Below are 15408 nucleotides of genomic sequence, written 5' to 3' on the forward strand. Positions count from 1 at the left end.
TCTTCTGAGTGTATCAAGCACAAAGGAAACCGCCGAGAGGGAGACCTCTCCGGCGGTTTTTTTTATGACGGTTTTCTGTGTGGATGGCGCAAAAGAAAACGCTGTCCCACGAGGTGACAGCGCTTCTCCTGACTTTACGGCGAAGGAGCCCAGTCAGATCGCAACCCCCTCAAACGGTCAGGGCCACTGTTCGAGAGGTCTGCGAAATGAGATGTGCGCCAAGCCGCTCCTCTTCATTTCGAGAGGCTGGCCGACGACACTGATGGCACGGCACAGGAGGGTGACATCCAACTCATGAAAACTCATTATGCTTCTCCTGCGCCGTGCAATCGGCCTGTTTTTTCTATGCCGATAGGGGGCAAGCCACATTCCCCAGATGGGGTAAGCGCGTCAAAAAAACGGTAAGAATGTAGAAACCGTCAGGCCATTCGGGTCAAATGCGCGAGCGCTTTGTCCCAGGCGCGAAAGAACACGAAGCGGCCTGCGTTGTCACAGGTCTCGATCTTGATCTCCGGATAGCGCGCGGCATGTTGGGCCAACATTTCGGGCGGGATTTCTGTGTCTTCCGTGCCATGCAGGAAGTGCACCGGCACATGTCGGGCAAGGGCGCGGAGATCCTGCGACCAATCCATCGTCATCTGTTCAATCGTGGTCCGGGTGAAAATATCCGCCGCGTTATAGTCCTTCGACAGGGTGAAGTGGCTGCCCTCTAACAGGGCCTCGCGGGTGTCAGGATCGTCCAGCAACGCGAGATCCCCCGGCGCATCGGCGAAGATATTGCGGATGAAGGCGTCTTTCCCGGCCTTTTGCGCCAGCGCGAACCCCGCCTTGATCAAAAACGGCAAAAGCCGCGGCGTATGGCGGGCTGTGGCGAGGATCATGCGGTGCCATTTGTCCATGCAGGCGATCTGATTGGGTTCGGTTACCGGGAAGACCGCGCCGCACCCGAAAACGCCGGTTATGAGATGCGGGAAAAGGGCTGCGAATTTGGCGACGAACATCACATCGACCCCAAGCGCCAGATGCGGGCAGGGGCCGAGGTTCAGATGTGCCACCAGTTCGGCCATGTCACGCGCGTAGTGTTCGGACAGGCTGCCTGTCGCGGGGGGCGTGTCCGAGGGGCCGTAGCCTCCCCGTAGTGGCAAGATCACGCGAAGCCCCAAAGCGCGGGCCTGTTCCTCTGCCGCCTGTGGCCAATGGGTGAACCCATAATCCATTGGCCAGACAAGGATCGGTTTGCCCGTAGTTGCACCAAATTCGCGATAGTCCATCCGCCGTCCGTCGCTGAGACGCATGCTCATCCATTGAACCGCCGGTCTGGCCACGTCCATAACGGCTTGCGCACGAGTTGCACCCGGTGCCGTCGCCATGTGCATCATCATCAAAACGATGCGGATCAATTCGGCTTGCGAACGTGTGTCGGTCTTGCTCAGGATGGTCTTGACCTGCGTGCGGATCGTATCGACAGAGCGCCCGCGTGCGGCGGCGATTTCCTGAATATTTTCGGATTTGATCAACCTCTGGATCACGGCAATCTCGGCGGGCGTCAAAGCAAAGGCCGAGGCCAGCACCGCGTCGAAACCCTCTGGCCAGATCAGTTCAGACGAGAGGATCAGGACCACCGGCCCGACCTGTGGTAAGATCTCCACATGCAGTTTCAAGAGGGTCGGGCGCGCGTGGTTGTCCCTGTGCAATTCCAAAAGCGTGTCTGCGGTCTCATTGTCTGCAGTGCGCTGGTTCAGATGCTTTCTGACCAGCGCCAGCAAGGTCGCACGCGTGTCCTCGGGCATCGCGGCGCAACCGAGAGATGCGCCAACGTCGACCCCGAAAAGCGACCTAGTCGAGCCGTTGGCCGCCAGAACGGAGAATCGGGCATCCACCAGAATGGCGGTGGATTGCGAAAACCGCTCCATGAGAGTGGCGATCTCATCAGCTTTCGAGGGTAGAGTGCTGCGCGCGAGGATTTCTTCGGCGCGATGAAAATGTTTGAGCAGAGTGCTTTCCGACAGACCGGCCGGCACTGTTTCGCGATCCATATGCGGCAAGAGTCGAGCATAACATTCGGGCGCGAGTGCCACGTCATAGATCGCGGACAGGATATCGTCCGGAGGGGGGATGCGAGTTTGGTTCATGACGAGCCGAGGGGTGCGATTGACTGTGTGCTGGTAGGATCGCTCGCTGTCTTGGGGAGGCAAAGCGTTTTTTGACCGCATGGGAAAAGCAGATGACTTTTCCCCCTGAAAAGGTAGGGGAAACCGCAGGTTTCACTGCGGGGCGTGCCTCAATCGTATGCAGATGAGGGGGGCAATGACGAAAAGGTTTGGGTGAGGCGCGCGTCAGGCGAGCGTGGCAAAGACCGTCAGAGCCATGATCTCTGCCACATTCTGCGTCGCGCCGAGCACATCGCCGGTCTGGCCGCCGATTTTACGCTTGGCGATCCGTGCGGTGACAAAGGCGGTTGCGGTGACAGCGGAGGCGGCGAGCACAGTGGGCACAAAACCAACGACGATCCAGCAGAGCACAAAGGCCACCACGGCACCAAGGCTCGCGGCGTCACGCGGCGGGCGGCCGGTTTGGACCGAAAGCCCGTCCTCGCGTGCGGGTGGCATCAAGGCCATGAGATAGGGCAGGGGTGCGCGCGATAGCATGGCGCTGGCGATCACTGTGGTGACGATCACATCCTGATGCGCAAGCATCGAGAGTGCCGTGAAGCGCAGCAACAGCGACAGGATCAGCGCGAGGACGCCGTAAGCCCCGATGCGACTGTCGCGCATGATCTCAAGACGCCGCACGCGCGTGAATCCGCCCCAAAAGCCATCGGAGCAATCCGCTAGGCCGTCTTCGTGCATTGCGCCGGTGACAATGATGGAGGCGGCGAGGGTGAACCCGGCGATCAGTCCGGCCCCAAGCGTCAGCCAGCCCGCAATTGTGGCGATAGCGCCCGCGATCAGTCCCACGGCCAGCCCCGCGAGCGGAAAGGCCCATGTCGCCTCCGCCGTGCGGCCGAACCCGGCCCGCACCGGAATACGGGTCAAAAGGGCCAGTGCTGTGGCAATGTCGCCGGGCGCGGGTTGGAAACGCGGTTTGAAACGGGGGAACATGTGAAATCGCTCCTGTCCATGTGGGTGCTCTCGGGATAAAACCCCGGCAAGACAAATACAATGAGGACGACCCATGGTTTTCACCGGTGCTTTTTCCGATCTCGCTGGCTTTGAACTTCTGCTGAAACAGGCCCCCGGCCCGGATTTGGCGGCAAAAGAGGCAGCTGAGGCGCGCAATGCGCAGCTGACGAAACCGGCGGGCTCTCTGGGGCGGCTCGAAGAAATTGGCATCTGGTATGCCACTTGGCGGGGTGAGGGCCGTCCCAAGATCACTCAGCCGCAGGTCGCGATCTTTGCGGGCAACCATGGCGTGACAGCGCGCGGGGTTTCGGCCTTCCCGGCGGAAGTGACCGTGCAGATGGTTGCGAATTTCGAGCACGGCGGGGCGGCGATCAACCAACTGGCGCGCAACGCGGGCGCGGCCATGTCAGTGCATCCTATTGCGCTGGACCGTCCGACCGGTGATTTTACTGAAACCGTTGCCATGACCGAGGTCGAATGCGTTGAGGCGCTTTTGATCGGCTGGAATGCGGTCAATCCGCAGTCGGATTTGCTGGTCGTCGGCGAAATGGGCATCGGCAACACCACCTCTGCGGCGGCGATTGCGAACGCTTTGTTCGGGGGCGAGGCGGCCGACTGGGTCGGGCGTGGCACGGGCGTCGATGACGACGGTCTGAAGATCAAGGAAGAGGTCTGCGCCGCCGGTGTTGCCCTTCATGGCGGGAAATCTCCGTTGGCGATTTTGGCCGCATTGGGCGGGCGGGAAGTGGCGGCGATGGCGGGAGCGATTGCCCGCGCGCGTCACCTGCGCATTCCTGTGGTGCTTGATGGATTTATCTGCTGTGCGGCGGCGGCAACGCTTGAGCGCGCGGTGCCGGGGGCTTTGGATCACTGCATCGCAGGCCATGTCTCGGCAGAGGCCGCGCATCCGGCTGTGCTCAGTTCTATCAGCAAAGAGCCTTTGGTCGCCTTGGGCCTGCGTTTGGGCGAGGGGTCGGGCGCGGGGCTTGTGATCCCGCTGGTCAAGGGCGCAGTGGAATGCCTGTCAGGCATGGCGACATTCGCCGAGGCCGGCGTGTCGGACAAATAAGCGGACAGAGAAATGAGGAGGCGATGCCGCTTAGGCTGCATCGCCTTTCTCTCTTTTACGCTCCAGTTCGGTGACCAAAGCGGCCTCAAATTCTTTGTCGAGCGCCTGAGATCGCGCGACATAGGCGGAATTTTCCGACACAGGTTTGCTCGGATCCCAAAGCTCGGCCAAGGCCCGCATCGCCTCGCGGTCGTGTTGGTAATAGGCCTGTTCCGTGACGGCGGCGTCATATTCGGAAAAGCCCATCTCTTCCAAGACGTAGCGGCCTGCACGCAGCGAACTGTCGAACATTTCGCGCACGATTTTGTCGGCGCCAGCCTTGTAGAGCTCATAGACATGGATGCGGTCGCGGGCGCGCACGATGATAAAAAGATCGGGCCGCAGGTTGCGGGCATATTTCACAAGCTGCGTGGCGGCTTTCGGGTCGTCCAAGGTGATCACGAGAATACGCGCTGTCTCGATCCCTGCGGCATGCAGAAGCTCCGGTCGGGTCGGGTCGCCGAAGAAGCCCTTGAAGCCGAATTTGCGCATCAGCTGGATGGTTTTCAGATCGTGATCCAACACGGTGGTCTGAAACCCGGAGGCCTGCACGAGCCGGTTCACCACCTGCCCAAAACGCCCGATCCCCGCGATGATGATCTTTTGCTGGTCGTCGATGTCATCCGCAGGCGTCTCCTCCGCGCGGTCGGCGAGCTTCGCGCGCAGATAGTCCTGGAGCATGAAGAACAAAGGCGTGAACAAGAGCGACAGCGCGATGATCAACAGAACCCGCTCGCCCATGAAGGACGACAACACCCCCTGTTGCAGCGAGAAAGTGGTGAGCACCATGCCGAATTCCCCGGCCTGTGCCAGTGACAGGGTGAACAGCCATTGTCCGCGTTGGCGGAGTTTGAAAATCCGCCCGATGATATAGAGGATCACCCCCTTGGTGATCATCAGGGCAAAGGTCAGCCCGATCAACGTGAAGGGATCATGGAACAGAATTGTGAAATTGATGCCCGCGCCCACGGCGATGAAAAACAGCCCCAACAACAAACCTTTGAAAGGTTCGATGGAGCTTTCCAATTCGTGGCGAAACTCGGAGTTTGCCAGAACCACACCGGCGAGGAAGGTGCCCAGAGCCGGCGAAAGGCCCACCGCAGTCATGAGCCAGGCGATGCCGATCACGATCAACAGAGCGACGGCGGTGTAAATCTCGCGCAGGTTGGCGGAATGGATGTAGCGAAACACCGGACGGGTCAGGAACACGCCTGCGAGAATGATTGCGCCCACGGCGCCAAGTGTCACCAGTGTGACGCCCCAACCGGGCAGCCCCTCGACCAGTGTGGCGCTGTGAGAAGCGGCTTTTTCCAAATCACTCGCGCGACTGATCGAGCCATCGGGGTTGATCGACATTAGCGTCCCCGTGGCCAAAAGCGGCATGAGCGCGAGCATCGGGATCACCGCGATGTCTTGCGTCAACAGAACGGAAAATGCCGCGCGTCCGCCGCCAGTGTGCATCAGGTTCTTCTCTGACAGCGTTTGAAGCACCACCGCGGTCGAGGACAGTGACAGGATCATGCCAAGCGCGAGGCCTGTCTGCCATGTCTGCCCCGCCCAGATTGCGGCGCCCATGATGGCCGCGCCAGTCAGAACGATCTGCAATCCGCCCATGCCCAAAAGCTTGTTGCGCATCTCCCATAGGCCGCGCGGGTCCAGTTCGAGCCCGATCAGGAAGAGCATCATCACCACGCCAAACTCGGCGTAATGAAGCAAATCCTCGCTTTCATTATGCTGAACCAACCCCAGAAGAGGGCCGACGATCATACCGGCCAAAAGATAGCCCAAAACGGAGCCAAGCCCCAATCGACGCGCCAGAGGAACGGCGATGACAATGGCGGCGAGGTAGATAACGGCTTGGGCCAGAAGGCCTTGCATGGGCGCTGTCCTTATTCGGAATGTGAGCCGTCCGGATGAGACGGGCGTGACAATCATATTCACGCGTCATTACAGAGAGGTAAAGCCCCGACACACCTAAGAAGCGGGGCGACAAGGGGCATGTGAGATTTTTAGCAAGCAATGCCAAAACATGAGCGGCGTGGACGCGACCGCCTTAGCCTTGGATCTCTAGCGTGACGGCGCGCCCGTTCTTGACGTAGGTCAGGTTGTCGGACCCGATGGATTGCACCCGTCCTCCATCCAGTCGGTCACCGATTTTCACTTTCGCGAACCGGCCAGATGGCAGACGCACAAGCGCGCGGCGATCCGAGCTAGAGCCATAGACGCCCATCAGGTTGAGGCGACGCAGGTTGATCGCATTCTTGACGGTCGCGGCACGTGCCACATTGGCCGGGTCGGATTGCGGCAGCGGCGAGGCTGGCACGCGCGCTGTGACCTGCGCTGCGGCGGAGGTCTGCGTGGTACCCGCTTCGGCGGCGGCCGCTGCGGCGGCTTCTGCGGCGCGGGCGGCGGCGGCGAGTTTTTCCAAATCTTGCGGGCGCGCTTTCGGGACGAGAGAGACCGTCACCACGGGGGCGGTGCGGGGCTGTTCATCCGGGGTCTCGGTGCGAGCGTCCTCTTCGGCCAACTCCTGTGCAGACGCCGGGCGCAGTTTCGGGGCAAAGCCGCCCAATTCGGCACGGGTCATGCCGCCGAGATTGGCCTTTTCGGTATTCTCAACAAGGCTTTCGGGGCGCAATTTCGGTTGAAACGCTGCAAGAGCGAGGCGCACCGGATCGTTTTCATCGACAGGGGCCGGATCGAGAGCGGCTTCGACCGATTCATCCACCGCGCTGCCGGGGCGGGGTTTGGTAATGATGTCGGGGCGTCCGGCATAGACAACCGCACCTTCAGGCGTCACCGTGCCTTCCGGCGTGGCGCGGATGAACCCGTCCTCGTCGTAATCGTAGCGCGTGCCCGGAGGCGCTGGTTGCAGCGCTGCGCGCGGGGCGGTTTCAGCGGCATTGCGAGTCGGATCGGACAGGGCGCCCGCATCTTGTGAGGAAATGCGCGGGTCGATCGAGGCAGTGTAAACTGCGTTCAGATCGTCTTCGCCGGTCTCGCCCGTGCCGTTTTCCGGCGCCAGAGGCCAAATGCCTGTCGCGGCATATTGCGCGTTCAGGGCCTCCAAATCTGGTTCCGGCATCTCGTTTTGCGCCCCCGGCGGCTCGGGCAACGCGGCTTGCTCCAGCAGCTCTGGCGTCAGCTCTGGTTCATCTTCAAGCGCGGCATCTTCGGTCACGTCATCCGAAGCCGAGGCCTCTGCGATCACCGTCTCGGGTGCCATTGCCTCATCCGGCGAAAGAACCGCCGTCGCATCATCGACGGTCACATCGCTATTTTGCTCCAGAGCGCTGGTTTGTTGCGCCGGGGCATCTGTCGCGGCTTCGTCGTCTGGTAAAAATCCGGCGATCAGCCCCACGATCAGCAGCAATAGCACCAGAACGCCGGTCAGGATCAAACCGAGGCGCGGAGATTTGCGGCTCGTGCGACTGCTGCGGCGCGCGCCAAAGACGGTCAGGGCCTCGGCCTCGTCGATCGTGTTTTCCGCGCGGTCGAGACCGGCGGCTCGATCTGACATCGGGGCAATTTCAGTGGCGATCCCTGTGGTCGTCGCGCTTTGAGTGCGCAGTGCGAGGGTTTCTGTTTTCGCCGCTTCCTTTTGCGCCTCGCCCTTTTTCGCTCTGTCGTCCTTGGCCTTATCCATGCGGCTTTTGGCCGCTGATGAAAGACCCGACAGGGATTTGAGCGCGCCCTTGGCAGCCTCTTTGGCCGCAGCCTTCGGCGCTTTCTTGTCCGAGCTGCCTACGGGGCGCGGCTCTGGTGCGCGCGGACTCGCGGGCATCGGCGGCGGTTCTGGCAGGGGCGCGGATTTGCCGGGACGTGGCGCCTTGGGTTTCGTGGTCTCTTCCGGGTCCTCAACCGGCAGATCGCCGGAGGTCACGGCCACATGCGGGTGCTCTTGCTGTGGTCTCGACGCCGCGGGGGCATTGATCTCCGGTGTTGAGATGTCTGGCGCGTCCTCGGTCCTCTCCTCCTGCGTGGCGGGTCCAAGCGGTTTGTGCGCAGGCGTGCCGCTTTCGGGCAGCGCAGAGAACCGGGCCGGGCGCGCCGAGAGGCGAGGTGTGGCCGTCGTCTCTGCGGGTGTCTCGCTTGTCGTCGGGCTGGCTGCTGTCAGGCGGCGGCTGTGGAAGGCGGAGGCGGTTGGCGTCTCCTCCACATCTGTGATCTCCACATCGTCGCTCTCAGTGTCATCTGACAAGGGTATGTCGGACAAGGGGGGGACAGGTTGTGGGGGCTCAACTTTGGCTTCCTCGGCGCCTGTGTCCTCATCGTAAGGGACGTCCTCGAAAGGCGCTTCGTCACTATCCTCTCCTGAATTGTCCGCGTCTGTCTCCGCCTCAGCGGCATCGTCCAGAGCTTCAGGCGTGTCTACCTTTGAGGCCGAGGTGTCTTCCAAATCTTCAGCCGGCGCCTCCGCGGCATCGGCTTCGGTCTCGGCTTCAGGATCATCTACGGCAGACCTGTCCTCGTCGCGGCCAAGCACCAAAACAGGATCTTCGCTTTGGGTCTCATCCCGCAAATCGGCGGGGTCTTCCTGAATCGTCTCACTAGGGGCTTCAACTGCCTCCGAGATCACGGGATCGACGGGTGGCGGAGGCAGTTTGCGGGTGGGTAAAATTTGGATCGCGGTCTCGTCCGGCTCGACCTTCGTGCCCGCGCCGATCAGCGCGTCGGCGGATTTGGCGCGGCCGAAAAACGGCTCGCCTGTGTAGGTGTTTGCGTCGGGAAGGGCGACAAAAGAGATCGGGTTGAAACGGTGCTCCGTGGCGAAACTCTCTGCCTCTTCAAGGGTTTCACGGGCGATCACCGCGACCTGCACTTGACCGTCCACAACCGTGCTAGCCCAGACGAGATCGTCCAATGCATAGGGTGTGGCGCCATCGAGGGCCGCGCGGATCGCGGCATCGCGCGTCGCCTCGCCCGGATCGGGCAGGCTGCGGTAGAGGATCTGGCTATTCGGGATCACCAGTTTGGTGGCCAGTCCCGAGGTTGAGACGGAGGTCGCAAGTTGACGCAGCTCGGCGAGTTCCGCGGCCATATCGGGCGCGTCCAGCGCAACCTCGCCCATCTGATGCCAGCCGCTCGAAGCGCGGTGCAATAGAACGATGCCGTCATGGCTTAGGTTGAGGGCAAAATTCGGTTTCATTTCCGCAGGCTGGCTCGATTATTTGGTCTGAATTCTTGTCGTCGCAGCACCCTAACGCAGCTTTTCGAGCCTGCAAAGGGAAACCCGAGCGCCTTGCCGCAGATGTGAGCCGCTATGGCGGAACCTTGCCGGAGGGGGAGGCGGTGAGGCCGTCCTTACTTTGCGCTCTATCGCTTTCGTCGCGCGGAACATGCGCTTATCGCATCCAGAGACCGGCCTTCTTAATCTGATTGCGGATCATCTTTTCGCGGCGCGGCAGGTGTTCGCGGTCGAACATTGCCCGGATTTTGTCACCCTTCGGCTGATAGATGAGGCGTTTGATTGGCTCGTAGTCCTTGAGCGCCTTTTTGATCCAATTGGGGCTTGAGACCTCGCGCAGCACCTCGACGACGCGGTCGCTTTCTCGTGCAAACAACAAGGGGAAGGTGCGGTAATGGCACGAGATTGTGCCATCGAGCGTGTCTTCGGGAATGGTCCGCCGCGCGCCTCCGAAGGAGTGGATCACCAAGGGCAGTGCGACCTGGTCAAGCCAGGGATCAAAGACCTGAAGGCTCGCGGCCTCAGGCGGGTTGTCGCGAATTTCGAGGGCGTATTCGAGGAAGCGCTCGCCAAATTTGCGCGGGCAATCATAGAAAAAGAAGCCCGCGTTGAAATAGAGATAGCGTTTCCAGTATTCGTCCGGCTGATCAAGATCGAGCGTGCTTTCGAACTCCAGCCCGAAATGGTCGTAGAGCGACTTCCAAATCTCGGTGTAGCCCGGCCCGTAAAGCTCGATCTGCGGCCATGTTCCCTCGACTTTCTGAGAGGCACAGGGCCGGGAGAAATCGAAAGGCACGGAGGATAGCGGTCCGGTGATCAGCGTGTCACTGTCGAAAAACACGAAGGGCTCGCCTTCTGGGAGCGCCAGAAGTGCTTCGATTTTGTTGCCATAGGGATAGCTCTCACCGAAATGCTGACTCTCAAACGGCAAAATCTCCGCATTCAAGCGTTTGAGAGCGCTCAACACATCGGCCTGTTTCATCCGCGGATCGTGCGGCCATAGCGCGCCGGGCTGCGGTTCGGCGACGAACAGCCGGCCTTGGAAATCAGGGTCCATCGCGCGCAGCGAGGCAGCGAACAACAGCGCCTCATACATCAACCGCCCGTCCTGTCCGATGATGACAATGTTGAACGGGGCGTTTTTTTGAGGCTTACTGGGCATGAGAACTCTAAAGGGCAACTCGATAGGGAAGGCGGGAGACCGCAGGGTGGTTCGGCAGACTATAGGGCGGATCATCGTTTATAAAAAGCCGTTAATTCCCTTGTAGTTAAAAGGATTGTTTCCATGGTATCCGGAATGACACGCGCAGCTCTAGCGTCACTTTTCTGCCTCACGGCCTCGGGCGCTTCGGCAGAGAATTTCACCACCGCGGCAGAGGTCAAACCCATCTTACAGGCGACGAAGCCGCAATGGATTGCGGTGCGCAATTATGACGGTAAGGACCTGTTGTATTTCACCAATCTCCTGAGCTGGCGCTGCGGGTTGACCGAGATTTTCTATGGCGTGAACGGTGGTGAGATGGTGCCTTTCGTGATGGAGCCCTGCTATCTCGACACAGCGCAACCCAATGCGCTCAAGGCCGAAAGCTTGGACGCGATCCTCGTCAGTTTTCCGTCGGGCTCCATCGAGACGGTCGATCTCAACGTGACCTTTGATGACGGCACGGCGGAGCAGGCGCATTACGAGCGCAAGGCGGTCGAGATTCAGTAAACCTTCCGCTTCACCGCAACACCTCCGCCAAGAAATCCACCAGCGCGCGCCAGCTTCGCGCGGTCGCTTTGACGTCGAATCCAAACCCCGGCTGCGCGCCCGGTTTGGCGGCGGGATTGGTAAAGGCGTGTCCGGTGTTGCCATAGGCGTGGAGCTGCCATTTCGCACCGCGTTCTGTCATTTCGCGACCGAATGCCAGAACGCTTTCGGGATGCGCGAGCGGGTCGTCCCAACCGTGCATCACCAAAACCTCAGAGACGATTTTCATGTCCGGCGCGCTTGCGGCTCGGTCAAGAATGCCATGAAAGGTCGCGACGCCGCCGATCTCGACACCCTCGCGGGCCAGATCGAGCACGGCCTTGCCGCCAAAGCAATAGCCCATGGCGGCGGTGCGTTCCGCATCCACCAGCTCCTGTGCTTTCAGCGCCTCGAACGCGGCCACCATGCGCGCGGCCAATGTGGCGCGGTCCGCGTCCAGTTTATCCTTGGCGGCATGGGCCTCGGCGGCATCCGTGGTGGTCCAGCCTTGCCCGTAATAGTCGATGGCGAATCCGACATACCCCAAAGCGGCCAGCTCCTGCGCGCGGGCTTCTTCAAACTCCGAGCGACCACGAAAAGCGGGGGCGACCATGACGCCGGGGCGGGGGCCGGTGAGGGCGTCATCCCAATAGAGCGCACCGATGAAGGGCCCGCCGATTTCGGGTCCGCCGTAAGTGATCTCAACGCGTTGCAGGGTCATGTCACTCTCCTTTTATGATCGCCTCAAATTCGGTGGATCAGACAGGAGTTGCAAGGGCAGAAAGGGCGATCAGTGACTAAGCGTCACCGCGATAAGCTTGTCATATCCGGAGGGGGAGAAGTGGTGGGCGACCCTGGAATCGAACCAGGCATGAGTCTCCTCGGCGGAGTTACAGTCCGCTGCCGCACCTTGCAGCCCGTCGCCCACTTTCACGCTGATCTGTGATCTCTCACTGACCGTTTGCGTCTGTGTGGGCGGTGGATACATTTGGGGGCGGGGGGCGTCAACAGGAAAATTGCTTGTTCTTAGAGATTGCCTGCGCCAAGAAGGGCCAGCCACAAAAATCGGGACACCAAAGCCATGAAAAAACCCAAATGGGTCGTCGAAAAAGAGCAAGCCAAGCGCAAGGCCGCGCAAGAAACCGTCTGGCTGTTCGGCCTGCATGCGGTGCGCGATGCGCTGGCGAATCCGGCGCGCGAGAAATTGCGGCTTTTGGTGACCAAAAACGCGATGGCCAAACTTGAGGCGGAAATCGCCGCCTGTGGGATCGTTCCCGAAGAGATCGACCCGCGCAAATTCCACGATCCGCGCAAGTTCGACATTCCTGTGGACCCGACCTCGGTGCACCAAGGGGCGTTGTTGGAGGTGAAACCACTAAGCTGGGGGTCGGTTGAGGAGGTCTGTTTGGCGAAAGGCGAAGGGCTGCCGCTGGTCGTACTGCTCGATCAGGTAACGGACCCGCACAACGTTGGCGCGATTCTGCGCTCCGCCGAGGTGTTCGGGGCCGAAGCCGTGATCGCGACCGCGCGTCATGCTGCGCCCGAGACCGGCGCTTTGGCGAAAACAGCCTCAGGTGCATTGGAACGCCAACCCTATCTGCGGGTGCGCAACCTCTCGGAGACTATCGTGAAGCTACAAGAACTGGGCTTCACCTGTCTGGGTCTTGATGGCGAAGCCGACGAGACCATCGACGAAGCTCTGGCGGTGCTTTCGGATCGACCCGTCGCACTTGTGATGGGCGCCGAGGGGCCGGGGCTTCGGGAGAAGACCAAAGAAACCGTCGATAAATTGGTGAAAATCCCCTTCGCGCGCGGCTTTGGTTCGCTCAACGTCTCGAACGCCGCCGCCGTCGGGCTTTATGCGGCCTCACAGCGGTAAAGAGGGGTAATGGGGAAGAGGGCAAGGCGCGCGTGATTCACGCTGTGTTCACGTTTTTCTTACAATCTCTTCCATATCGAGATTCACTCCCTATCTCTTTAGGTGAGACGCGCACACTGGAACACGCGCGTAGCTCTCACTGTCCCTCGTTCCACACTTTGTCCCGGGCCTTCTGTTCTTCAGAGCCCGGGCTTTTTTCTTTCTGAAAATGCGCTATCATTTTGCACATGCAACATGTTGACCAACTGACCGACGCCGACATCGCCCGCATTCTCGGAGACACGAAAGTGATCGCCCTTGTGGGAGCCTCTCCCAAACCAGAACGCCCCTCGCATCAAGTTGGAAAGTTTCTGGCGGCGCGAGGCTACAAAGTCATCCCAGTCAATCCAGGGCAAGCAGGTAAGGAATTGTTTGGCCAGACCTGTGTCGCGACACTGGCCGACATCTCTGAGCCGGTCGATATGGTCGATATTTTTCGCAAACCCGAAGTGACCGGACAAGTGGTCGATGACGCGCTGCACGAACTTCAGGGATTGAAATACATCTGGATGCAGCTCGACATCGTCAACGAGAAAGCGGCTGCGCTTGCCCGTGCGCAAGGCGCCGAGGTGGTGATGGATCGCTGTCCGGCGATTGAGATTCCGCGACTGGGGTTGTGAGGTCGGGAGAGCCCACTGGCTCGCGCTAGCCGCGGGACGATTCTGCCGATATAAAACCGGAATTCGCGAAGTCTTGTGACGGATTTATTTGATGAAACGATTTTCGATGGCTGTGGGCGCAGTGATGGCGTTCTGGCCGATGACGGCGGAGGCCGCAGATTGTTCTGATCGCAACAATCAATGCACGCGCGTGGTCGGCTGTATTCTCGGCGCGCAGAATGAACTTTTTATCGGCGAGGTTTACGGTGTGGAGACGGGCCTGTTTGAAGCCGTATCCAGCGCCGGCGCCACCTGTTCCGGCACGTTCCGGCGCACCCAAATTGGGACTGCTAAGGTTCGCACCACTTGCACCGATGGCCGTAGCGGTCGCGCGACGTTTTTCTACTACGACAAGAAGACCGGCACAGGGCGTGGAAAAGGGCGTATGTCGGACGGCAAGCAGATCGTCTTTTGGGCGGGCGACAATCTTATGGACTATTTCAAGAAGGAACAGGCCAGAGAGTTTTCGGATCTTGTCAGCTGCGGGATCGATGCCCTTGAGAACGCGCCAAACAGCTGAGGTCGCGGTTCTCTAAGCCGTCACCGGCTGGCTTTCTCCGCGATCCCAGACAGCCCCTGACGGCGGGCCAGCTCCTTCAATACATCGTCCAGCGCCACATCGCGCGCGGCCAGCATGACCAGCATGTGATAGAGCACATCGGCGGCTTCATAGGTGAGGTTCTCACGGTCGTTCTTCACCGCGGCAATGATCGCCTCGACCGCCTCTTCGCCGAATTTCTCGGCGCATTTCTCCGGGCCTTTGGTGAGGAGTTTCGCGGTCCAAGAGGTCTCGGGGTCAGCCCCTTTGCGGGAGGCGATGACGGTTTCAAGCTCGTGCAAAACAGACATGACCAGCTCCTTAATTCAAACGCATGGGGATGCCCTTGGCGGCCATGTACTCTTTGGCTTCCTGGATCGTGTAATCCCCGAAATGGAAGATGGAGGCGGCCAGAACGGCGCTGGCATGGCCTTCGGTTACACCTTCGACGAGGTGGTCAAGATTGCCAACCCCGCCAGAGGCGATGACCGGGATGTTCACGGCATCGGCGATGGTGCGGGTCATGCCGATGTTAAAGCCTGCACGGGTGCCGTCGCGGTCCATCGAGGTCAAGAGGATCTCGCCCGCGCCTTTGCTCTCAATCAGCTTGGCGAATTCCACCGCATCAATCGGGTGGCCGTCCGCATCAAGCGCGGCTTTGCGCCCGCCATGGGTGAAAATCGCCCATTTGATCGGGTTGCCCTCGGCATCCCATTCGATGGTCTTGGCGTCGATGGCGCAGACGATGCATTGGCTGCCAAATCGATCTGCGGCGCGTGCGATGACATCCGGGTCGGCCACGGCGGCGGAGTTGAAGGACACTTTGTCGGCGCCCGCCAGCAACAGGTTGCGCACATCTTCGGTGGTGCGCACGCCACCACCGATGGTCAATGGCATGAAGCATTGCTCGGCAGTGCGGGTAGCGAGATCGTACATTGTGCCGCGGTTCTCATGGGTTGCGTGGATATCCAAGAAACACAGCTCATCCGCACCCGCCGCATCATAGGCCCGTGCGCTCTCGACCGGATCGCCCGCGTCAATGAGGTCCACGAAGTTCACGCCTTTCACCACACGGCCATCGGCCACGTCGAGGCAGGGGATGATGCGGGTCTTGAGCATGGGGCGCGCCTTTTTGTCTCTCGCCCG

Annotated in this window: 13 protein-coding genes and 1 tRNA gene; 5 read left to right on the forward strand and 9 right to left on the reverse strand. The window is 60.4% G+C overall.

Annotated elements, in window-relative coordinates:
* Positions 1-419: 419 nt before the first annotated feature.
* Positions 420-2132 (reverse strand): alpha/beta hydrolase, encoded by a 1713-nt coding sequence (locus tag J5Y17_RS03545; RefSeq protein ID WP_219783829.1) that lies wholly within the window; start codon positions 2130-2132, stop codon positions 420-422.
* Positions 2133-2336: 204 nt separating this feature from the next.
* The gene (gene cobS, locus J5Y17_RS03550; RefSeq protein ID WP_219783830.1) at positions 2337-3101 is read right to left on the reverse strand and encodes an adenosylcobinamide-GDP ribazoletransferase; all 765 of its coding nucleotides are present in this window, start codon (positions 3099-3101) and stop codon (positions 2337-2339) included.
* A gap of 73 nt (positions 3102-3174) precedes the next feature.
* Between cobS and cobT the strand changes: the two genes are divergently transcribed.
* Positions 3175-4191, forward strand: a complete 1017-nt coding sequence (gene cobT / locus J5Y17_RS03555; protein ID WP_219783831.1) for a nicotinate-nucleotide--dimethylbenzimidazole phosphoribosyltransferase — start codon at positions 3175-3177, stop codon at positions 4189-4191.
* Between the two features lie 30 nt (positions 4192-4221).
* On the opposite strand, the gene J5Y17_RS03560 is transcribed toward cobT, so the two are convergent.
* From J5Y17_RS03560 to J5Y17_RS03570, 3 genes are all read right to left on the reverse strand, one after another.
* Positions 4222-6108, reverse strand: a complete 1887-nt coding sequence (locus J5Y17_RS03560) for a monovalent cation:proton antiporter-2 (CPA2) family protein (RefSeq protein ID WP_219783832.1) — start codon at positions 6106-6108, stop codon at positions 4222-4224.
* 175 nt (positions 6109-6283) lie between these two features.
* A complete protein-coding gene (locus tag J5Y17_RS03565; protein WP_219783833.1) occupies positions 6284-9379 on the reverse strand; it encodes a hypothetical protein in 3096 nt (1031 codons plus the stop codon).
* 196 nt (positions 9380-9575) lie between these two features.
* Positions 9576-10580: a hypothetical protein gene (locus J5Y17_RS03570; protein ID WP_219783834.1), complete on the reverse strand. Its 1005-nt coding sequence runs from the start codon at positions 10578-10580 to the stop codon at positions 9576-9578.
* A 123-nt stretch (positions 10581-10703) separates the two neighbouring features.
* Here J5Y17_RS03570 and J5Y17_RS03575 point away from each other — a divergent pair, with 123 nt between their 5' ends.
* Positions 10704-11129, forward strand: coding sequence for a hypothetical protein (locus J5Y17_RS03575; protein ID WP_255571837.1), 426 nt, complete (start codon positions 10704-10706; stop codon positions 11127-11129).
* Between the two features lie 10 nt (positions 11130-11139).
* On the opposite strand, the gene J5Y17_RS03580 is transcribed toward J5Y17_RS03575, so the two are convergent.
* Positions 11140-11868: a dienelactone hydrolase family protein gene (locus J5Y17_RS03580; protein WP_219783835.1), complete on the reverse strand. Its 729-nt coding sequence runs from the start codon at positions 11866-11868 to the stop codon at positions 11140-11142.
* A 121-nt stretch (positions 11869-11989) separates the two neighbouring features.
* A tRNA-Tyr gene (locus J5Y17_RS03585) sits at positions 11990-12073 on the reverse strand.
* A gap of 155 nt (positions 12074-12228) precedes the next feature.
* Between J5Y17_RS03585 and rlmB the strand changes: the two genes are divergently transcribed.
* The 3 genes from rlmB (at position 12229) to J5Y17_RS03600 (ending at position 14244) form a co-directional block, all read left to right on the forward strand.
* Positions 12229-13026, forward strand: coding sequence for a 23S rRNA (guanosine(2251)-2'-O)-methyltransferase RlmB (gene rlmB, locus J5Y17_RS03590; protein WP_219783836.1), 798 nt, complete (start codon positions 12229-12231; stop codon positions 13024-13026).
* Between the two features lie 227 nt (positions 13027-13253).
* On the forward strand, positions 13254-13685 hold the full coding sequence (locus J5Y17_RS03595; RefSeq protein WP_219783837.1) for a CoA-binding protein: 432 nt from the start codon (positions 13254-13256) through the stop codon (positions 13683-13685).
* Between the two features lie 91 nt (positions 13686-13776).
* On the forward strand, positions 13777-14244 hold the full coding sequence (locus J5Y17_RS03600; RefSeq protein ID WP_219783838.1) for a hypothetical protein: 468 nt from the start codon (positions 13777-13779) through the stop codon (positions 14242-14244).
* 20 nt (positions 14245-14264) lie between these two features.
* Here J5Y17_RS03600 and J5Y17_RS03605 read toward each other — a convergent pair whose 3' ends face one another.
* On the reverse strand, positions 14265-14573 hold the full coding sequence (locus J5Y17_RS03605) for a phosphoribosyl-ATP diphosphatase (protein ID WP_219783839.1): 309 nt from the start codon (positions 14571-14573) through the stop codon (positions 14265-14267).
* A gap of 10 nt (positions 14574-14583) precedes the next feature.
* The gene (hisF, locus tag J5Y17_RS03610) at positions 14584-15381 is read right to left on the reverse strand and encodes an imidazole glycerol phosphate synthase subunit HisF (protein WP_219783840.1); all 798 of its coding nucleotides are present in this window, start codon (positions 15379-15381) and stop codon (positions 14584-14586) included.
* Positions 15382-15408 lie beyond the last annotated feature (27 nt).

Origin of the sequence: Celeribacter sp. PS-C1 (genome assembly GCF_019429625.1) — a bacterium.
Classification (GTDB): Bacteria; Pseudomonadota; Alphaproteobacteria; order Rhodobacterales; family Rhodobacteraceae; genus Celeribacter.